Here is a 20,414-nt window from a genome sequence, read left to right as displayed (position 1 = left end):
ATCTCTCAGGTCGGCGCCGACTCGCAGCATGTCATCGCTGTGCCCAGTGCGCCGCGCTCAGGCTGCCCTCAGGCGAAGGAGTCGAAGACGGCCTCAGCTGCTGCCGCGACAAGGGCCGGGCCTTCCTCGGAGTCGGGGTCCTCGCTCTGTGTGAGTACGGTGATGATGATCGGATCCTCGCTGGGAGGGTAGACGACGGCGATGTCGTTCTGGATTCCATCCGAGTGGCCCGACTTGTCCTTCACCGTCCATCCTTTCGGTGCCCCGGCGCGGATGAGGGGATCACCGGTCTCATTGTCCGACATCCATTCGAGGAGCACCTCACGGTCGTCTTCGGGCAGGCGATCGGGGTCGAGCAGCCCCTGTAGGTCAGCGGTGTAGGCCTTGGGGGTCGTGGTGTTATCGGAGCTGTCGGGGTCGACGTCGTTGAGCTCCGGTTCCTCGTCGATGACCTCGGTGGTCGGATCGCCGGCGTCTTCGAGTGCTGCGTCGAGTTCCCGAGGTCCACCGATTTCGTCGAGCACGATGTTCATGGCTGCATTGTCACTGACTCGCAGCGCGCTTTCGGCGACGTCCCTCAGTGGGAGTCCCGTATCGACGTGCTTCTCCGTCACCGGAGTCCAACCGGCCTCGTCGACGTCTGCCTGGGTCCATGTCACCTGTTCGTCAAGGTCAGCGGACGTGGTGCGAGCCAACAGCTCGGCAACTGCGAACACCTTGAGAGTTGAGGCGAAGCCGAAGCGTTCATCGGACCTGTAGTCGAAGCTTGTCCCGTTTCCCGTGTCGACGGCGCTCACTCCGATTCGTGCTTTGAAATCCTCTTCAAGGGATTCGAGTTCGCCGCTGACCTTTTGTTGGCTGGTTCGGTCCGGACTCGGTGTCTGGGTACCCAGTTCCGATTTCGCATCAGCAGGTGAGCAGCCTGCGACCAGTGCGCAGGTCAGCGTCGTTGCAGTCAGCAGTCTCCACGGTCGTACATTCATCGGGTTGATCCAATCTCTCGTCAGTCTCTTCAGCCCTGTCTGGCCGGGTGGAAACCACTCTTCTGCACTCTTCTCATGCTGTCGAAGATCAGTTTTCTCTTATACATATCAGAAACGCATACCATGAGGTGATGGACCTAGTTGAAGCCTGCCGCACATTCACTGCGGTCAGCGAACTCGGCAGCATGACACTCGGAGCCGCGGCCGACGGTGTTCCACAGCCGGTGGCCAGTCGTCGTATCGCCGGGCTTGAGAGACAATTCGGAGCCCGTCTGTTCGAGCGGATCGGTCGAGGAGTGAGTCTCACACCGTTCGGGCGGGACATGCTGCCCTCTGCCGCTCGACTGGTCGAGCTGGCCGACGAGATGATGCTCGATGCCGACCGGGCGAAGCTGCGGCCGGTGTCTCTGGCGGTGCCCGACTTGTGCTCGACCAGAAATCTCGCTGTACTGGCCGCCTCGGCGAATGCTCGGGGGCTGCGCATCGACTTTCATCCCGGCCCGCCGGGACGAAGAGTCGAGGACCTCACTGCTCGACGAGTCCGAGCAGCGCTTCGATCCGTTCCCGCGGCTGAAGGGAGATGGACGGTTCAGCTGGGGTGCGCCCACCGTTCCGAGAGCTTGCCTGCTGTGCGCGTTGCCGATCTGCGACGATCCCGCGCGCCGATTCCAGGAAGCGGAGCCAGGCTGGCCGGTCGGAGGCTGAGGCTGCTCAATGAAGATGATGTCCCGCACGTGCGGGGTCGTATCCGCAGAGCATCCGAAGAAGCCGGTCTGCTTCCCTACCAGGTGGTCGTCGGGCCCTCTGATCCCGCAGCTGTCGCTGGAGTCCTCGCCGACGGTGATCTGCTGATCTGCCATATCGATGAAGCCAGGCAGCTCGGCCTCTCTTGGTCCCCGCTGGTCGACCCCGTTGTGGAGCGAGGATATGTGCTCTCGGCCACCTCAGCAGAAGATGCCTCGGCGCTCGGGGAATTCGGTGAGGAGATCGCAGACTGCCTGGGTGGCACCCCGAATCGTGCATCCGAGGCTGAGCCGGCGTCAGGTGAGACGGCGGCAGGGGAGGCCAGATGACGACCGCAGCGCACCTCGTCAGGGAGGTCGGTGATTCGCTCGAGGCAGCCGGATTGCGGGCCCGGATCGTGGTCAGGGACCTCGACTCACAGGCTGAGATCTCGGTAGGATCCGACGTTTCCCTGCCGCTGGCCTCCGTTGTGAAAGTTCCGATTGCCCTCGCAGTGCTCAGCCGCATCGCCAGCGGGACGCTGGACGCTGATCATCAGGTGCTCGTTGAACCTGGTCGATTCAAGCCGGCGGGTTCGACGGGCGCGAGTCGCTTTCGCCATCCTGCGCGGATTGCCGTTGATGACCTGCTCATGCTCTCGTTGTGCTTCAGCGACAACACGGCCACCGATGCCCTGCTCCAGCTCGTGCCCATCGAGCTGGTCCAACGTGAACTCGCGGACCTGGGTTTCGGCGAGATCCAGGTCAGGCACCATCTCGATGCTCTCGTGAGGACACCGCTGGAGAGTCTTCCGTCTCCGGAGGCTCACTTGGCCTTCGAGCTTGCGCACGCTGGTCTCTCGGCAGGAGCAGGCCATCGGATCTGGCAACTCGACTCTGCGCAGGCGAATGTTGCCACAGCCTCCGTGCTGACAGAACTTCTTGCTCAGCTGTGGCGTCCCGATCGCATCAGTCCCGTGGTTGCATCCCGCTTGCGTGAGCTCATGGCAGGCAACGTCATGCGCCACCGCTTGGCGCCCGACCTCATGTCCGATGCGGCTCGGTGGTCATCGAAGACGGGGACTCTGCTGCACCTTCGGCACGAGATCGGAGTTGTCGAGCACGCCAATGGGCAGACGATCGCTGTCGTCGTCCTCAGCGAGTCGAGAAATCCGGCCGCTGTGCAGCCGGCCGCGGAGGCGGCTCTTGGGGCGGCCGCTCGGGCACTGCACGACGCGCTCAGATGAGGTCTTTCTGCCTTGTGCGAGTCCGCGCCCAGCACGTGAACACTGATCGAGTCACCTGTCCGGTTGTATTCGCTCATTTCAGATCCGAACCGTTCGGAAATGTGCTAAACGGTTGGCGCCTTCTCTTCGAAGATCGTCGAGATTTCGAAGAGAAGGCGCCAACCGTTGATTCCAGCGACTGCTCTTATCGCAGATGGATGGTGTCGGTTCAGAAGCTGGGCAGGACCGATCCGTCGGACCACTTCTTCTCGATGAACTTCTTCACCTCGGGGGAGTGGAGGAGCTCGTCGAGCTTCTTGATGTTCTCGTCGTCTTTGTTCTCGGTGCGCGTGGCCAGGAAGTTGCCGTAGGGGTTGTCCTCAGCCTTTTCGAGGACGATTCCGTCCTTGGCCGGATTGAGTCCGGCCTCCAGAGCGTTGTTTCCGTTGATGACCGAGGCATCGACATCCTGGAGGGTGCGAGCCAGCTGCGCGGCGTCGGCCTCGACGAACTTCACCTTCTTCGGGTTGCCCTCGACATCGGAGAGTTTCGCGTCGACCGCGTCGACACCGTCCTTGAGGGTGATGACCTTGGCCTCTTCGAGCATCTTCAGTGCACGGCCCTGGTTCGCAGGATCGTTGTTGATGCCGATCTTCGCGCCCTTGGGCAGATCCTTGACGTCCTTGATGTTCTTGGAGAACAGGGCGAAGGGTTCGAGGTTGATCGGGTCGAAGGCGGTGAGCTCGTAGCCCTGGCCTTCGACCTCGGAGTCGAGGTAGGGCTTGTGCTGGAAGTAGTTGGCGTCGATGTCACCGTCGGACAGAGCCTTGTTCGGCAGGGTGTAATCCGTGTACTCGGTGATCTCGATGTCGAGGCCGGCATCCTCGGCGAGGTTGTCGTCCACGTAGCGCAGGATGTCTCCCTGTGGGACCGGGGTCGCACCGACCGTGAGCTTGGTGATGTCGCCGTCCTTCTCGCCGACCGAGTCGGTTCCGCCGCCGACGAGGCCGCAGCCTGAGAGCAGCAGGGTCGCACTCGCGGCGATGGCGATGAGCTTGGTCTTCATGGTTCTCCTTGGTTTCAGTAGTGCGTCAGTGCGGTGAGGATTGTGGTGGCTGAGGCTCAGCGATGGTCGACGGCGCGGGCGATGCGGTCGCCGATGAATTGGATGAGCGTGACGATGAGCACGAGCACGATGATGCAGGCGATCATCGTGTCCGCCTGGTAGCGGTTGTAGCCGTAGGAGATCGCCAGGGCACCGAGTCCGCCGCCGCCCACAGCACCAGCCATGGCGGTGTAGGACACCAGAGTCACCGAGGTGACGGTTGCGGCTCCGATCAGGCCCGGTTTGGCCTCGGGGACGTAGACCTGCCGGACCACCTGCCCGTGCGAGGCCCCCATCATCAATGCCGCCTCGACCTTGCCTTCCGAGACCTCACGCAGCGAGTTCTCGACCAGGCGGGCATAGAAGGGGATCGCGCCGATGGTCAGCGACACCACGGTCGCCTGCCACCCCAGGGCCGAACCCACGACGAAGCGGGCGAAGGGAATGAGGGCGATGATGAGGATGATGAAGGGAATCGAGCGGGTGACGTCGACGATGAAGGACAGCACTCGGTAGAGCACGGGACGCGCCTTGAGCCCGCCCTTCGAGGTCGTGAACAGCCAGATTCCCAGCGGCAGGCCGATGAGGACGGCGAGGCCTGTCGACCAAGCTGTCATCAGCAGGGTCTCGATCGTGGCGGGCAGCATCTGCTGCGTGATCGCCGGGTTGTCGAACCATGTCGGATCGTTCATCAGGCTGCCTCCTCCGCATAGATTCCGTCTGCTTCCAAGGCGGTGATGAGCTCCTTCGACGCAGCAGCAGAGCGGACCGTGAAGCGGATCCGTCCGACCTGCTTGCCCTCGATGGTTTCGACGGCACCGGCGAGGATCGCTTCGGCACCGACTCCCACGGACTGGGCGCTGGTCAGGACCTTCGGCAGGCTGGTTCCGGCCAACGCAACCTCGACAAGGTTGGCCGACGTGCCTGCGGAACCCTTGACGGAATCCAGATCATCGAGACCGATGGGTGGAAGGGGGACGAGATCCTTGGCCAGGGTCGAGCCGGGCTCGGAGATCACCTCGGCGAGTTTGCCGGTCTTGGCCACCCGACCTTCGGCGAGCAGCGTCACGGAGTCGCAGATCTCGCGGATGACGGACATCTCATGGGTGATGATGAGGACGGTGATGCCCAGGCGGTCGCGCAGTGAGCGGATGAGGCCCAGGATCTGGTCCGTCGTAGAGGCATCCAGCGCCGAGGTCGGCTCATCACACAGCAGAACCTTGGGTTCGGCGGCCAGCGCTCGGGCAATGCCCACGCGCTGTTTCTGTCCGCCGGAGAGCTGAGCTGGGTAGTTGTCGGCACGGTCGCCGAGGCCGACGATCTCGAGCAGTTCGCGTGCCTTGGCCAGACGTTCCTTCTTGGAGACTCCCGCGATTTCCAAAGGGTGGGCCACATTCTTCAAAGCGGTGCGGGAGTCGAGGAGGTTCACGTGCTGGAAGACCATGCCGATGCTGCGGCGGGCCTCGCGCAGGCCCGAGCCGGACTGGTCGGAGATGTCGGTTCCGTCGATGGAGACAGTGCCGGAGCTGGGGGAATCGAGCCCGGTCAGGCAGCGGATGAGTGTGGACTTGCCGGCACCGGAACGGCCGACGATGCCGTGGATTTCACCGGCAGGGACCGACAGATCGATCTCTTCCAGGGCGACGGTGTCTCCGAACACCTTACGCAGACCGCGCAGCTCGATCACAGGCGTCTCCTCGTGTGGGTGGGGCAGGGGATGGGCAACTCGAACCTACGTTTCAGTAGGGCCGACGATTCAGCATGCCAAGGCGGTGGACGCGCCCAAGGCGCAGGCGTCATAAAAAGACGCATAAAGCAGGGTTTCGTGACCAAGGACACGCGCTAGGGGGAAGCAGTCCGGCTGAACCGGCCGGAGCCCTCGTACATCAAGGGTGCGGAGACAGACCCTAAAGGTATTTTGTCCGAGCTGCGTAGAGACCTAATGACCAACCCAAAGGGACGACTATCAAGGGCCCGCAGAATAGCCACGACATCATGGTCACGGCCCCGATGGTGATCCACCCGTCCTGTGCCTGCCTGGACCAAAGAGTCATCAGGATGCAGCCAATCAGCAATGCGATGGAAATTCCGCACACGATGAAATAGAAGATCCTGCCGACCGTTCCCCTGGGAATCAATGGTCTCTCCCTGTCCCTGATCTCTCTCGTGCCTATTTCTGCCATGTCTTCCAAAGCGAACAGTCGCCTTGTGTTGGGCACCCACCTCAGGTTAACGGCATGGGACTTCCTCGGCGGGGCGGGGAGTTGATTGCGGCGCGTGCCGAGTTGCGGACGATTCGTGTCGACTTTTCCGCGGTGAATCGGCACGAATCGTCCGCAACTCGGAACCGCCCGCGATGAAAGAGGCCTCGCAGTGCGCCACCCGCGGTGAAGGGGCCTCGCGGAGAGCTGCCCGCGTGACGCCGTGACGGAAGGAGGAAGTGACGGGAACATGAACTCTGCCCGAAGCCGAGGAATTGGTTCGGCTCAGTTCGCGTTCTCGTAACCTCATCGTCACTTCGCGCCCGTATCACTGAGGAGCTAAGGGTCATGGCCGCTTGCTGCTTCGGCAGTGCGTCGGGCCGAGGACGACGATGGGAACACCGCATGCTCGAGGACACCACCAGGATCGCTGCGATCGTACCCTGCCACAACGAGGAGATCACGGTGGCGACGGTGGTCCGCGACCTCAAGGCCGCCGTCCCGGGGATCACCGTCTACGTCTACGACAACTGCTCCAGCGACCGGACATCGCAGAGAGCCGACGAGGCGGGCGCGATCGTTCGTAAGGAGAATTCCCCGGGGAAAGGCAACGTCGTCAGGCGAGCCTTCGCCGATATCGACGCCGATATCTACGTGATGATCGACGGCGACGACACCTACGAGGCTTCACACCTGCCCGAGATGATCGAGACCCTGGTCTCCGGACCCTATGATCATGTGCTCGGTGTGCGCCAGGACAACCAGGAGTCCACCTCGTACCGGCCCGGGCATGAAGCCGGAAACATGATGTTCAACCGGCTCACCGGGTGGCTGTTCCAATCCCAGGTCTCCGACATGCTCTCCGGGTACCGGGTCTTCTCTCGCCGGTTCGTGAAGTCGTTTCCGGCGATCAGCAAGCGCTTCGAGATCGAGACGGAGCTGACCGTGCACATGATGTCGCTGCGTCTGCCCAGCACTGAGGTGCCCATCGACTTCCGCGACCGCCCCGATGGCAGTGAGTCCAAGCTCTCGACGTTCAAGGATGGGTTCCGCATCCTCGGACTCATCTCCGCTTTGGTCAGGCATGAGCGGCCGAGGCTGTTCTACGGAGTCATCACTACGATCCTGGCGCTCGCCTCCCTGCTGTTCGGCCTGCCCGTGGTGTGGGAGTTCTGGCAGACCGGTCTGGTGCCCAGGTTCCCCACAGCCATCCTCGCCACAGCTCTGATGGGGCTCGCGTTCCTGTTGGGCAGTGTGGGGCTGACGCTCGATGGTCTGCGCCGAGCCCGCCGCGAAACCTCTCGACTGGCCTACCTGGGGTTACCTGCAGTTAGCATGCCGGAGGTGGGAGCCTCTGAGATAGGTGCCTCGGAGGTGGACGCCTCGGAAGTCAGCCTGCCGGCAACCGGCACCTCGGAACTTGATCTGCCGCTTCAGACTCGCCGACAGTCGCCCGCAGCGAGGACCTCGCTCGCCTCATGACGGCACCGACACACCCGACACCAACGAAACCAACGAAGCCGCGAGGTTTCTTCGCCTCGGCGCTCGCCTGGGATGCCTTCCTCGCGCTGCTGACTCTCGTACCTGCACTGTTCTTCATTGCACTGTTCTTGCCTGGGCGAGCCAATGTCGACATCGGCAACCAGTATGCCCAAGCCACGGGCGACATCCCGTTCTCCGACTGGCACCCACCGATCATGAGCGCTGTGTGGCGCGTCCTCATCGGCTTCACCGGGGAAGCAGGCAGCCTGTTCGTCCTCCAAGTAGCGATTCTGGTTCTGGCCTGTTGGAGCCTCGGCGTGATCGTGCACCGGTGGGGTGCACCTCGGTGGGTGTCGATGGGCGGGCCGGCGATCATGGCCACACCGTGGGCCGTGTCGCAGATGACGACGATGTGGAAAGACACGCAGATGGCCGTGGCCATACTGCTGGCCGTCGTCCTCCTCATCATCACCCGCTTCGTCCCGAAGACTTGGCTGCTCTGGATTCCCGCGCTGGTGCTGCTCGTCTATGCGTTCGGGCTGCGGAAGAACGCCATCTTCGCCATTGTGCCGATCGCTGTCTATATCGGATATCTGTTGGTCAAGAGGGTGCGCAGCAGTCGCCGCTTCGCAAAGTTTGCGGGACGGTTTGGTGCACCGTCCGGCATGCGACGAGTGATGGCGACAGCGGTGGCCTCACTGCTCGTCCTCGTTGTCCTCGGCGCGGGCCTGAAAGCCACGGACGCGGCAATCGGATCGCAGGAGGACGTGCAGGCCACCGGTCAGGTCTCGCAGATCTTCCTCGACGACGTCATGTTCTCCGTACCCAACAGCGAGTTGCAGTCCTCGGATGCCCCGGCCGAGCTCAAGCACAAGATCGGCACGGCCCGCGACAAATGTCTGAAGAAGGGCGAGATCTGGGACGCCTACTGGAACTGCTACGGCAAAGGCGCCACAGGGGAGCCGTTCTCACCGATCGCCTACCAAGAGGAACTGAAGAGCCTGTGGCTGAGCGAAGTGATCACCCACCCCGTCCGCTATGTCGAGTACCGGGCGGCGGTGTTCTCCTTCTACTTCTTCACCTCGGCCGTGGAATACTGGCCGGCCGATTGGCACTATGACGCGGCGAAGGTCGGCCTCGAACAGGGTAATGACAAGGCCGACTACATCGTCCAGCCCTATGTCGAAGACTTTGCACTCGACACCTTCCCGATGCTGTTCAAGCCTTGGTTCTGGACCCTTCTCGCCGGCCTTCTCTTGGCCTTCGGGTACCGCGCTCGAGGACGGTCGCAAGGGCCCCTGCGACAGACGCTTGCGTCCCAGCGAGGATCACACTCGTCCCAGGTCCCGGCCGGGAAGCGAACCTTCTGGCCCGAGATCACGATGCTGGCCACCTCGGCGCTGTTCTATGTGTTCGGGTATTTCCCCATCGTCCCGTCGAACCATTTCCGGTACACGTTCTGGCCAGCGCTCGCCGTGACCACGGCGTCGCTGTTCGCCTTGGCGATGTGGCGGACCCGAAGAGTCCCGGCAGTCACGAAGGCTTCGGCGCCGAGGGAAGAGCTGGCTGTATCGGACCCAGCTGAGGTCCCGAAGTCCTCGGCGCCGGGGAAGACCCCGTGATCGCCGGGCACGCCGCGATCGGGAGCATTCAGCGAGTGCGAAACCGGGCCGTTTAGACTCGATGACTGTAATGAAAGAGTCTTTATCGGCCCGTATGCGGCGCCTCGCAGCCGAAGCGTTCAAGTTTCTCACTGTCGGTGGTTTGGGATACATCGTCGACGTGGGACTCTCCAACCTTCTCGCTTACGGATTGGGATCGATCTCTCCGCTCCTCGAGGGCAGCCCGATCAAGGCCAAGATCGTCTCCACCATCGTCTCAATGGCCGTCGTGTGGATGGGCAACAGGCTCTGGACCTACGGGGACCGGACCACCGGCTCGAACCTGCGTGGCATCTCGCTCTTCATCGCCGTCAACATGGCCGGAATGATCATCACCGTCATCCCACTGGGCGTGACCTGGTACCTCCTCGACATGCGCGATCAGCTGACCTACAACATCTCGACGAACATCATCGGCATCGGCCTGGCCATGATCTTCCGCTTCTACGCCTACCGAACATGGGTGTTCAAAGAAACAGCGCCTGACGCCGAGGTGGTCGTTGAGATGGACGAGCACAGCACCGTCCCCGACGACCGCGACTGACCCACCTCACTGCTGCCCGCCTGTGTCCCTAGCGACGGAGTGGAAGGCTGCTGCTGTGCTACCTTCTTCGAGACGACTCCGGAGCTTCGATACCCCTACGCGTGCAGCGTGGTTTCGGAGCTCCACAGGTGCCGGGGTGCGAACGCGAGCAGTCGTCGCCTCGGGAATCATCGGTTCAGCTGCAGCCGGGCCCAACTCATCGCGGTCGCAGCGACAAAGACAGCACCGAAGCAGATCGACAGCACAAGTTGGACCGGGGTGATGCCAGTTCCGTTACTCATCGCCCATAGCGCGGGTGCGGCAAGAGGCATCCACCCGCCTGCACCCGCCAGCGCCCCGATCTGGGCGATCACGACAAGAGCGATCGTGCTGGCAACTCCAGCGAGCAAGGAGCGAGTGACAGTGGCGATCCACGCGGTGGGGGCGGCGACGCACCCCATGAGCGCCGACAGTGCCCAGAGTCGGGCGAGCCCAGCCCAGACATCGGCGCTCGGGGCACCGTAGCCGACGATGACACCCAGTGCGAGGATGCTCAGCGCGAGAGCGAGGCTGGCCAGGCTCATCCACAGCAGGTAGACCATGAATTTGGCCAGCGAGATCTGAGCGCGGCTGACCGGGAGCGCGAACAGGCCGACGATGGTGCCTTCGGCGAATTCGCGGCCGAACATCCAGGCAAGTACGATCCCAAAAGTCAGCAGGGAAGCAACCGAGATGACCTGCGCGGCTTCCGCCAGCAGGCCATCCCAATCCAGGGTCGAGGCGGCCCCTGCTTGCTCAATCAGTTGCCTGTTGCCGCCCGCGATGCCGGCAGTGATCCCGCCCAACAGAGCGACGACGCCCAGGACGAGCGCGAGGGTTCCAGTCCTTCCGACCAGGGACCGGACCAGCTTGAGCGCCTCGACGCGGACCGCGGAGTTCATCAGGGTTCTTGGCCGATGTGGTCGTAGCGTTCGTCGTCTTCAGCAATGCGATCGAAGAATGCACGTTCGAGGTCGGCGCCGGTGGTGTCAAGCTGGCCAAGCAGGCGGCCTCGATTCATCAGCAGCACTCGATCGGCGACGCGGGCCACCTCGTCGAGATGATGACTGCTGACTAGAATCGCAGCACCGTGCTTCGCGCGCAGCGCCAGTTCTTTGCGCAACATGATCACAGACGCGGGGTCTAAAGCGTTGCTCGGCTCATCGAGCACGATCATCTTAGGGTGGTGCTGCAGTGCGGCGGCGAGGCCAGTTCGCTGCCTGTTGCCCAACGACAGGCGACGAAACCGACGACCTGCGAGCGAGGTGAGCTTCCATGTATCGAGAGCTGCCTCGACCCTCGCCGGGTCACCTCCGTGCAGCCGGCAGGAAATCCGCAAGTTCTCTTCCACCGTGAGTTCAGGGTAGGCAAGTGGGACCTCGATCAAGGCACCGACCAGCGCCCACGAGGCGGCGGACGCGTCTGCTATCAGCGCGCCGAAGAGACGGACCGATCCGGCATCGGGGCGAAGCATGCCGAGCGCGAGGCGCATGAGAGTGGTTTTTCCTGCCCCATTCAATCCGATCACCGCCACGACTTCACCTGGATCCACATGAAACGACAGATCGGAAACACCTGATCCGCGTCGGAACTGAAAATCGACATCGGCGAATTCGAGCATCTCAGCGGCCTCCCAGCGTGTCCAAGGCGCTGCCCAACGCATCGTCGAGACTGGTCATCTCTGAACGCGCCCATTCCAGAAGTGCGACACTCAGCCCGGAGATCATCGCAGTCGATGCCACGTAGGACGAGGTCGCGGAATAGCCGCGATCAGTCAGTGCGGCCTGCAGCGCCGCGATGGTCTCCATGCTGTTGTGTTCAACTGCCCCGCGAAGGCTGCTCGCTTCGGCAATGATCCGCAGGCGGGCATGCAGTGCGCGCAGGCTTGCGGAGTCGAGCTCGACCCAGGTCATTCGGATTCCCTCGGCCAGAGCGTGCATCGCCGGTTCGCAGTCAGGGCGAGCTCGCACCGCGTCTGCGATCAACGGGTCAAAAGGGTCCGTCAGAAGCAGTGCTTCTTTGGAAGGGAAGTGGCGGAACAGGGTCATCTCGCTGACCTTCGCCCGCTTCGCAATTTCAGCTGTGCCGGTTGCATCGTAACCGTGTTCGCCGAACAGCTCTAAGGCCGCCTGCGTCAGCGCATCATGTGTTCGTGTCCAGCGATCCATTCTTTAATGTTAGTCACTAACATTGCAAAAGCAAGAGGCGTCCCGCGCATACACCGGTCCGGAGTGTTCCCGATTGACCAGGAACGGCTGGGACCAGCCAGAGCGGAAGATTCAGTGCGCGTACCGCAGTTTTCTGTAGGCACGCACAACTGGGGCGGGTGCCATGGTGCGCAGTTCGGCGCGGATGAGCAGACGCTTCTGCTTCCACACGGCACCGCGCCGGTTCGGCAGCTGGCCGGCTCGGGCACGTGTGGCCAGCAGCTCCAGATGGTGAAGTAACCTGCCGTCGTCGGAGTGGAAGTAATTCTGAGCCAACCACGCCGAGGTGGGGAAGCCGATGGACCCGGCGGCCACCTCGGCGAGGGTGCCGGTGGCACCGGAATCGGTGAACGCCTCGTTGAGCAGGTCGCGGTCGAAACCGAAATCGGAGATCAGCAGGGTGGGGATGCCACGGTCGAAGGCCTCGAGTGCCGCCGTCGAAGACACGGTCACCAGCGCGGCTCCGGGGACGAGGAACTCATCGAGTGGACCATAGCCGAGGCCGATGAGATCGGCGCCAGGAACCTCCTGACCGCGCAGCGACTCGAGAATGTCGTAGTACGAATGCAGCTCATGATGCGTCTCATGCTCACCGGGCCGTGAGCGCATTTTGATGATCACGCTCGATTCCCTGTGACGAGAGGCAAAACTCGCGAGGGCACGAACGATCGCCTCGCGATCGCCCAGCGATTCGGGCACCTTGGCCTGTGGGGCGAAGACGAGGGTCTGGGGGAGCGTGGCGCGTGTGTTGGACTCGGTGCTGTCCGCGGCGTCGGAGCTGGCAGCAGAGGCGGCAAGCTGGGGGATCCCGGCCGAGCGCAGCATCGGCAGGCGGGCCAGATAGATATCGCAGGGCACCTGTGTGAGTGCACTGACCTCGGTGTACTGGGCCACCTCGGCGAAGGAATGGGCGATGAACCCATCCATCAGCCGGCGATAATTCATGCCCTTTTTGCTAGCAGGCAGACCCATTCCCGGCAGCCCCGAGACCAGGGCCGGGCGGTGCTCGTGCAGGTGGGCGGTGAGGAAGAGCTGGGCGACGACCGGTCCGGTGGCTGCGCCGAGCACGATGTCGGCGTGATGGTCGGTGATGATGCGGCCCAGGTCGGTGCGAGTCACGACGGGGATGTTGCGTCCGGCCCAGGCGGTACCGGCGATGGCGTGGGTGACCTGCTCACGGGTGGGCAGGATCGGGCTGTCGATGAGGTAGACGTGGGCCTCGACGCCGGGCAAGGAAGTCAGCAGCTGGGTCGCCCATTTGAGGTAGGACTCGGAGTCGGAGACCGAGACGATGCGGATCGCCTGCGGTGGGGATGGTTCAGGAGTCGACATCTGCCTTGACCGATTGGGCGTTGAGGGACTTACGCAGACTATCGGCAGAGGCACCGGTCCACCATTCCGATGGAATCTCGGTGACGGAGATCGTCACGTCCGGGTTCAGGGTTGCCAGGGAGATCGCTGCGGTGCTGGGCAGGCTGCGGATGGTGGAGTTCGGGGGCAGATTGACCAGGCGCAGCTCGATCGGGAGACCGACGTGCTTGATGCGCACACGCTCGTCACGGCCGAGCTCGGCGAGGAATTCCTCGGTCTCGCGGCGGTGGGGGTAGTAGGTGATGGGACCCTCGGCCATGAGCGATTCGAGCCAGGCGCGGTAGGAGTCTGCGTGGATGAGTCCGTCGGCGACGAGTGCCGAGCCGATGACCGGGTTGTCTCTGGGGTGGCTGCCGCCGGTGGGCAGAGTCTGCAGGTGTTCGAACTTGTGGCGGGTGATCTCCGCCCCTGATTTGAGGAAGGCCTTGCGCATGGTCTTCGACACCGGCAGTGCGGTGTGCCAGCGCAGCTTTCCGGCCGGAGCCAGGCCGCGCAGACGGTCCGCGACGTGTGCGGCCATGATTGCTCGCGAGGCCTTGAGCTTCTGCCGCGGCCGTACCAGAGGCCCGCGCTTGGCAGTGAGGATGTCGATGGTCGAATAGGTGGCCAGACCGTCATCGAGGATGACGACCTCGGGCATGCGACGTTCCAGGTAGGCCATCGCGATCGCTTTGTGGACCTGTCCGGAACAGGCATCACCGATGTAGATGCGATCGAAGTTGTGCTTACGCAGGACTCCCGGTTTGGCCCCGACTCGTTCGAGGGAGACGTTCTTCGGCAGCCAAGCGGAGTCGAAGGCGTCGAGGAACGAGGTCATGCCCTTAGCATTGGCACGGGCCCGAATCCGCAGGTGCTCGGCCGGGTCGTGGGCCTCGAGCGCGGACAGGAACTGCAGAGGAGACTCGACGAAGGCGATCGAGGCCAGCCGAACCTTCGGTGTCTTCTGTAGGGCATTGCGCAGTTCAGGAGTTTCTGCATCCTTCGTGACAGTCATGGTGACCTCGTCTTTCTTCGGGTCTGACTTCTTCTTGTCTGATTGTTCTATCGTCGAGTCCATCTCAACGGAGTCGTTCTCAGCGGGTTCCTTCGCCGCAGGTTCCTTCTCAGCCATCATCGGTTCGGCTCCGACTTCAGCTTTGCACCCAGCTTCGAACTCAGTGTCGACTTCACCTTCGGGACGAGCTTCGGGCCGTCGATGGAGATTCCGTAGCTCTTCAGAGTGTGCTGAGCCCGCTTTGCCTGCGTGCGCAGACGTCGCTTGGCCGAGCTGAGCCCCTTGCGAGGCGGGGAGATCTCCAACTGTCCGGGCAGATCCAGCTTCGAGAGTCGCTTGCGTTTGAAGTACTTCATGTCCTCCCCGCCGACGGCCGATTCGAGGAAGTCGATCGCGTTTCCGCGCAGGTAGGAGGCCGTCTCGGACTGCATGCAATAGGTGACCGCATCGATGAGAGGCCCGAGGTCCTTCGTGCCGGCAGGGCGCGTGCCGGCGGACAGCGTGCCGGACGACGCGTTCGCGGGTGGATCAGCCACCTCGGCGAGGTCACCGGGCAGAACATATCCGCCCGTATGCAGGGCATCGACGATGGTCAGCGGGATACGGTTGCTGTTCTGGTACGGGGCCACGACCTCCAGCATCATCGAGGTGCCGCTGGCGGCCGTGGCGGTCCCGAACAGTGCCCGTGCGGTCGCGAGCCCCGTCGAATAGCAGGACACGACGAGCTGTGGCCGGGTGGTGGCGATGACGATCTCGGCCAGCAGCGGCACGTCGGCGAGGACGAATTCCAATCTCAGCTCATGGCTGCGCTTGCGCAACGGTTCGATAGTCGTCCGCGCCGAGGTGGGGTGCGGTTTGAAGATCACAGTGGACAGCCCGCGTGCTTTGACCTCATCGATCATCTGCAGGTGCAGCTCCAGCTCTTCCTCAGGGGTGATGAGATCGATCTGAGCCAGGTACTGGCCCAGGACCATTCCGGCGTCGGGGATCGGATCGGCGAGATCCGCCGCCGCCAACTCCGGAGCCACCTCGGCGGCCATGTCATCGATGACCGACTTCAGATCCGCGGCAGGCAGGACCACTCGATCGGGGGAGTGCTCTGCCAGCTGACGTGGGGTGATGCCTGGCAAGAGATCCGTGTAGTAGATCGTCGAGAGCCGCTGGTACTGCGGCAGGGACAACGGATTGCGGATGGGACCGTAGCTCATCAGCCCATCGGAGTGCACTGAGATCCTCGCCGTGGTGAAGATCTGGGTGAGCACACCGGCCGGATGACCGGGCAGGGACTCGACGATGAGATCGATGGGCTCGTCATCGGCGATCGCCCAACCCGAGCGCAGCGACCGCTGCATGAGCGGGGCACGTTCACCGGAGATGCCGAAGGTCTTCGGGTGGTTGGGCCAGATGGTGGCGTTCCAGTCGATGATGAGATCGAAGTGGGTCAGCAGGCCAGCCGAGCCGGGCATGTCATCGGCGGCCGGCGTCAGCTCGGGGGCGAAGGAGTTGTTGGCGATGACGAGGATCCGCCGCTCATTCGCCTCACCGAGGCGTCCGGCGCGGATCAGGGCAACGATGTTCGCGAGCTGGTACTGGGTGGAGATCTGGATGATCTGGGTCATCAGCGGGCCCTCCTGACGATCGACTCGATCACGGGCAGTCGGTGCTCCCCGTAGTTATGCAGGGCCTGGTCGATGATGTCGTTGTCGACGCCCTTGAGCGTGTTCACCGCGCCGAGGTTGAGCTTCGACCTGACCTCGTGGTTCATTGAGGAGCCGCGGTTGTGGATCTGGAAGTAGAGGATGGAGAGGAAGTTGCGGACGGCTTTGCGTTCGAAGCGACGGAGCTCCGGCTTCTCCTCGAGCATTGCGAACACGGAGCGGAAGGCGGGGATGAAGTCCAATTGGCGTTCGTCGAAGATCGCCGTCAACGAGGTGGCGCTGCCCTTGCGATAGCACAGGCCGGCGGTGTCGACGACGGCGAAGCTGTCGGTCTCGAGGTGGTGGCGCCAGGTCCAGGGGCGATCCTCGCAGGTGCGCAGGGCCGGGTTGAACTCGAGCAGGCCCCGCTGCGCCATGGACCGGGAGTAGATGCCGGTCCAGCACTCGGGGAAGTCGACCATCGTCGAGGCATCGTGGGGGAGGATGAAGTCCCTGGGGTTGAGTGCCGTGTTGTGGGTGAGGCAGGGGGCCGTGCGCAGTCTGCGTTTGAACCCGTTGACGATGAGGTAGTTGGTCTTGACGAAGTCCACTCCCAGGCCGGTGATCGAATCCGTCAGGGACCGCAGATGGCCTGGTGCGTACCAGTCATCACCGTCGAGGTAGGTGATGGTTGCGCCGGCGGCGGCCTCCAGCGCGGTGTTGCGTGCGGCGGAGACCCCGCGCGATTCCGCATTGTGGATGGTCACGAGGTTGAGCCGGTCGGCGAATTCGGCAACGACTCCCGCGGTGTCATCGGTGGACCCGTCGTTGACGACGATGACTTCCAGTTCGTCACGGGTGAAGCGCTGGTTGACCAGGCTCTGCAGGCTCCCGCCGATCGTTTCCTCGGCGTTCTTCGCAGCGATGATGACACTGACGACTGGGACTGTCATTGGGTCCTTTCGCGGTGGTGCTCTTCTGTCATGGAGTTCGTCGCGTGCGCTGGTGCATGCACGTGTTCTCCTGTGCGGACGGGCTGTGTGGTTCGCATTCGATTGATCGTAGAATTCCTAAGCGAACGGTGGGTTGCGCCGAGGTTGACGGTTCAGACAGCGCGAATTCACCCGGCGTTCGCTTGCCGCCCACAGTCACGTTGTCGACCACTCATAACCTGATGTGATGCCGAACCTGAAGCTGTTCCACTTCGACATCCCGACCTGGGGAAACTATGGCGACAAGGCACTGTTCCCCGTTGTCAGGGACGCATTCCGAGTGATGGGGTCTGGTGGGTTGGCTGGCTCAGGTTCCGCGGAGCAGTCGGTCGGTGAGGTCGATTTCACCTCGGCGGCGGCACTGCGACGCGAGGTGGACATGGCCCTCGTCGAGCGAATCAACGCGCGGGCCGATGCTGTGGTCATCGGCGGTGGCGGGCTGTTCCTCCAAGACACGAACCCGAACCGCCTGTCGGGATGGCAGTGGAAGATCTCCGCCGAGGCGCTCGCCGCCATCGAGGTGCCGTTGATCGTCTATGCGCTCGGCGACAACCGGTTCCCCGGCCAGCCCGAGTTCGACGAACTGATGCGCACCCATGTCAGCCAGGTCCTCGACCAGTCCGTCTTCTTCGGCCTGCGCAACACCGGCAGCATCGAGACGATGACGCGGTTCCTGGGCGCGGACGGCAGTTACGATCGGCGACTGCCGAATCAGGCACTGGCCGCGGGCCTTGCGTCCGAATCCCAGGTGGGGCCAATCTCTCGTTCGAATGCGATCCGGTTCCATCCGTGTCCGACGACCATCGCAGGTCTGCTCTACGAGCCCTTGATCGACCGCCGCCCCGATCCGAGCAAGAAGGTCCTGGCGATCCAGATGCTCGTCCACCCACGCCAGCAGGCCGCAGGCTTTGACGTCGAGGTGATCCACCGTGCCACGATCAATGCCGCCCGCATGCTCGTGGCCAGAGGGTGGACCATTCTCAGTGCTCCCTTTCATCCCGATGACGCCGAGGTGTCGGCACAGTTGGTCGCCGAGGTGCCCGAGGTCAAGGAGGTCAGACTGCATGGCTCCGACGTCGGGTTCTTCGCCGGCTTTGACCTGTTCGCCTCCATTCCTTATGTGCTCGGTGGTCGCGGCCACGCACAGATGATTCCCTTCGGAGTCGGTTCGATCCCGATCTCCTTGGACTTGCATGCCAAGCTCGGCTACTTCGCTGAAGATATCGGGCATCCTGAACTCGTGGTGCCGGTGGGGCCCGAGGGCATGGCGTCGGAGAGCGCGACTACGGAAGTCGGTGGCGCAGGCATCACCGGCACCGACGCCGCTGACTGCGGTCCCCAAGATGTGGCTCAGCGAGCTCACGCACTGGCCCAGCGGATCGTCGATACGATCGAGCAGGCTCACGCACAGGGCAACGACCTGCAGGACGACTTGATGTCGACTCGACAGGACTTCCACGACATCACTCGAAACAACCATGCAGTGATCCACCATCGACTGCGACCTGGGTCGAGCCCCGTCGCGACGGGAACGGCTGCTGGGCAGTCGACCGGTCCCGAGAGACTGCGCACCTCTGCCGACATCCGAGCCGAGGAATTCCACCTCACGGCGGTGGCCGAAGCCGAGGAATTCAGTGCCGTACAGACGCGCGAGCTCACAAAAGTCCACCGCGAGCACAAGAAGAAACTAGAAGACGTTGCCACTCACAGCAAGGCCCTCGAAACAGAACGCGAGAGCCTTCGAACGGAGCTCAAGCACCAGGAAACCCAGCTCGAGCGACAGTCTGCAGAGCTTGACGCCCGAACCACGGAACTCGCCGCTCAGACTGCGGAGAGGGACCGCCACGCCGCCACTTCCGCCGGACTGCGGAAACAGCTCGAGGAGTCCGAGGTTCGGCTCAAGGCGGTCAACGACCGTACTGCCACCGCCGAGGCGAAGGTCCTCATCGACAAGACGGCGCATGGGGTGGCGTGGAGAGCTCGGCGAATCAGGCGCGCATTCAAACGCTGAATAGAAGCGCATGCAGTGGAGAAGCCGGAGTCGCGTGGACTGTTACGGTGGGAGCAAGATGCCTGGTCTGAGTCGCTGTGTTTGATGTGGCGAACGGTACGAATGTTGGCAAGTACCTGGCGCAACTGTGAGGAGCCCAATGCGTAAACATATCGTTTTGATACTGCTTATGGTCGCTGCGTTCTTGCCTATCGTCGGAACCAGCCCGTGGTTTGCACCCTATGCTGCGTGGCTGTGGTGCGTGGGATTGCTGTTAGCCGCCATCGCTATTGTGATCGCTATTGGTCGCGAGAGACGGCGAAGGCGGACGATCGCTGCTAACCCCTCACTTTAGTGGCTCGAAGTAGATGCGAGTGAAGATCTGATCTCAAGATGCCAGCTTCGAGTAGACACCGGGCCCTGTATTTCGTGAGGTCCCGGAATTCCGGCGCTGACTTACACTCCTATTTACACAGACCCCGATACCGACGTGCGGAAATGACCATGGCCCCACCACCTCGGCGAGATGATGCGGCCACGGTAGATGCAGCTCGGGAACCAGTTGCCGAGGCGCCCAAGGTAGGGGACCTCCATTTAGCTATTCGCGAAGCTCTCCCCACGCGAAAGTAGTTTCGGCTATTTCGGATTGAAGCTGTTCGTAGAACCGCTGTTTGGCCTCTTCTAACGATTCAGTGATGTCCGAGTCCGAAACGAGTACTCGAATTCTCTCACCGCGAACGCAGAATCGTCCCCAGAGCATGCGTAAATTGGGGCCGTCGGACTCGATTGAGACTCCGTCAAGCTCTCCCTCTTTGAGGAGACGTTGCAACGCTGGAAATACGATCTCGTCTATCCGATCGATATTCCACTGATTTGGTGCTGGGGTTTCCATGCCTCGCTCTTCATTTTGGCTGTTCGTCTTTGAAGATTCTTAGTGATCCAGGATCTTCACGAAGGTCCCATTTCAGGGTGCAGTCCAAGTCGCCGCATCCGGTGTGCTTCTCATCGGCATCAATGACCTGTGTGACTATATCGTCTGGAGCCGTGCAAACCTGACTCTGGAACGGTCCCACCATCTCAGCGAGGGAACACGACAACGACCCCACCACCTCGGCGAGGTGATGGGGCCGTGATCAGCTGACCAGATCGATGCACGATCAGGTCAGACGCTGACCTTGCGCAGCGAATCGAACTTCGACTCTTCGCCTGGCATGACGTGCTTCTTGCCTCGGGGTTTCATGATTAGGGGCGTCCAGGACCCGGACAGAGAGAAGAAAAGTG

At 62.6% G+C, this 20,414-nt stretch carries 18 protein-coding genes and 1 pseudogene; 6 read left to right on the top strand and 13 right to left on the bottom strand.

Annotated elements, in window-relative coordinates; all coding sequences use genetic code 11:
• Positions 1-68: 68 nt before the first annotated feature.
• A complete protein-coding gene (bla, locus tag INT29_RS19005) occupies positions 69-983 on the bottom strand; it encodes a class A beta-lactamase (protein WP_193073046.1) in 915 nt (304 codons plus the stop codon).
• A gap of 131 nt (positions 984-1,114) precedes the next feature.
• Between bla and INT29_RS19000 the strand changes: the two genes are divergently transcribed.
• Together INT29_RS19000 and INT29_RS18995 are read left to right on the top strand one after the other, a co-directional pair.
• A complete protein-coding gene (locus tag INT29_RS19000; protein ID WP_193073044.1) occupies positions 1,115-2,056 on the top strand; it encodes a LysR family transcriptional regulator in 942 nt (313 codons plus the stop codon).
• Positions 2,053-2,952, top strand: coding sequence for a serine hydrolase (locus INT29_RS18995; RefSeq protein WP_193073042.1), 900 nt, complete (start codon positions 2,053-2,055; stop codon positions 2,950-2,952). Before INT29_RS19000 ends, INT29_RS18995 begins: the two co-directional genes overlap by 4 nt.
• 208 nt (positions 2,953-3,160) lie before the next feature.
• On the opposite strand, the gene INT29_RS18990 is transcribed toward INT29_RS18995, so the two are convergent.
• The 3 genes from INT29_RS18990 to INT29_RS18980 are packed head-to-tail and all read right to left on the bottom strand — an operon-like array spanning position 3,161 to position 5,723.
• Complete coding sequence (locus INT29_RS18990) at positions 3,161-3,997, bottom strand: MetQ/NlpA family ABC transporter substrate-binding protein (protein WP_193073040.1); 837 nt, start codon at positions 3,995-3,997, stop codon at positions 3,161-3,163.
• Positions 3,998-4,053: 56 nt separating this feature from the next.
• On the bottom strand, positions 4,054-4,728 hold the full coding sequence (locus tag INT29_RS18985; RefSeq protein ID WP_096147151.1) for a methionine ABC transporter permease: 675 nt from the start codon (positions 4,726-4,728) through the stop codon (positions 4,054-4,056).
• Positions 4,728-5,723 carry a methionine ABC transporter ATP-binding protein gene (locus INT29_RS18980; protein WP_096147150.1) on the bottom strand — a complete coding sequence of 332 codons (996 nt, stop codon included), beginning with the start codon at positions 5,721-5,723 and terminating at the stop codon, positions 4,728-4,730. Before INT29_RS18980 ends, INT29_RS18985 begins: the two co-directional genes overlap by 1 nt.
• A gap of 862 nt (positions 5,724-6,585) precedes the next feature.
• On the opposite strand from INT29_RS18980, the pseudogene INT29_RS20820 reads away from it, so the two are divergent.
• Positions 6,586-7,119 (top strand): annotated as a pseudogene (locus INT29_RS20820) (glycosyltransferase family 2 protein); the annotation flags it as partial.
• Positions 7,120-7,557: 438 nt separating this feature from the next.
• On the opposite strand, the gene INT29_RS20815 reads toward INT29_RS20820, so the two are convergent.
• Entirely contained in the window at positions 7,558-7,662 is a 105-nt protein-coding gene (locus tag INT29_RS20815) for a pentapeptide repeat-containing protein (RefSeq protein ID WP_413463172.1), read from the bottom strand.
• A gap of 53 nt (positions 7,663-7,715) precedes the next feature.
• Here INT29_RS20815 and INT29_RS18965 point away from each other — a divergent pair, with 53 nt between their 5' ends.
• Positions 7,716-9,341: a hypothetical protein gene (locus INT29_RS18965; protein WP_096145944.1), complete on the top strand. Its 1,626-nt coding sequence runs from the start codon at positions 7,716-7,718 to the stop codon at positions 9,339-9,341.
• Between the two features lie 70 nt (positions 9,342-9,411).
• Positions 9,412-9,924, top strand: coding sequence for a GtrA family protein (locus INT29_RS18960; RefSeq protein ID WP_226831432.1), 513 nt, complete (start codon positions 9,412-9,414; stop codon positions 9,922-9,924).
• 167 nt (positions 9,925-10,091) lie between these two features.
• Here INT29_RS18960 and INT29_RS18955 read toward each other — a convergent pair whose 3' ends face one another.
• The 7 genes from INT29_RS18955 to INT29_RS18925 form a co-directional block, all read right to left on the bottom strand.
• Positions 10,092-10,844 (bottom strand): ABC transporter permease, encoded by a 753-nt coding sequence (locus INT29_RS18955; RefSeq protein WP_193073038.1) that lies wholly within the window; start codon positions 10,842-10,844, stop codon positions 10,092-10,094.
• A complete protein-coding gene (locus tag INT29_RS18950) occupies positions 10,844-11,563 on the bottom strand; it encodes an ABC transporter ATP-binding protein (RefSeq protein WP_193073036.1) in 720 nt (239 codons plus the stop codon). The genes INT29_RS18955 and INT29_RS18950 overlap by 1 nt, the downstream gene beginning before the upstream one ends.
• 1 nt (position 11,564) lies before the next feature.
• Positions 11,565-12,110 (bottom strand): TetR/AcrR family transcriptional regulator, encoded by a 546-nt coding sequence (locus INT29_RS18945; protein WP_193073033.1) that lies wholly within the window; start codon positions 12,108-12,110, stop codon positions 11,565-11,567.
• Between the two features lie 111 nt (positions 12,111-12,221).
• Positions 12,222-13,481 carry a DUF6716 putative glycosyltransferase gene (locus tag INT29_RS18940; protein WP_226831436.1) on the bottom strand — a complete coding sequence of 420 codons (1,260 nt, stop codon included), beginning with the start codon at positions 13,479-13,481 and terminating at the stop codon, positions 12,222-12,224.
• Positions 13,468-14,634 carry a hypothetical protein gene (locus INT29_RS18935; RefSeq protein ID WP_226831438.1) on the bottom strand — a complete coding sequence of 389 codons (1,167 nt, stop codon included), beginning with the start codon at positions 14,632-14,634 and terminating at the stop codon, positions 13,468-13,470. The genes INT29_RS18940 and INT29_RS18935 overlap by 14 nt, the downstream gene beginning before the upstream one ends.
• Positions 14,631-16,133 (bottom strand): polysialyltransferase family glycosyltransferase, encoded by a 1,503-nt coding sequence (locus INT29_RS18930; protein ID WP_193073030.1) that lies wholly within the window; start codon positions 16,131-16,133, stop codon positions 14,631-14,633. Before INT29_RS18930 ends, INT29_RS18935 begins: the two co-directional genes overlap by 4 nt.
• Positions 16,133-17,104: a glycosyltransferase family 2 protein gene (locus INT29_RS18925; RefSeq protein WP_193073028.1), complete on the bottom strand. Its 972-nt coding sequence runs from the start codon at positions 17,102-17,104 to the stop codon at positions 16,133-16,135. The genes INT29_RS18930 and INT29_RS18925 overlap by 1 nt, the downstream gene beginning before the upstream one ends.
• A gap of 226 nt (positions 17,105-17,330) precedes the next feature.
• Between INT29_RS18925 and INT29_RS18920 the strand changes: the two genes are divergently transcribed.
• Positions 17,331-19,154, top strand: a complete 1,824-nt coding sequence (locus INT29_RS18920; RefSeq protein WP_193073026.1) for a hypothetical protein — start codon at positions 17,331-17,333, stop codon at positions 19,152-19,154.
• Positions 19,155-19,731: 577 nt separating this feature from the next.
• Here INT29_RS18920 and INT29_RS18915 read toward each other — a convergent pair.
• Entirely contained in the window at positions 19,732-20,025 is a 294-nt protein-coding gene (locus INT29_RS18915) for a hypothetical protein (protein WP_193073024.1), read from the bottom strand.
• Between the last annotated feature and the right edge of the window lie 389 nt (positions 20,026-20,414).

This window comes from Brevibacterium sp. FME37, assembly GCF_014897485.1.
Classification (GTDB): domain Bacteria; phylum Actinomycetota; class Actinomycetes; order Actinomycetales; family Brevibacteriaceae; genus Brevibacterium.
Note: the sequence above shows the minus strand (reverse complement) of the source record. Positions and strands in the feature narration are given on the sequence as shown.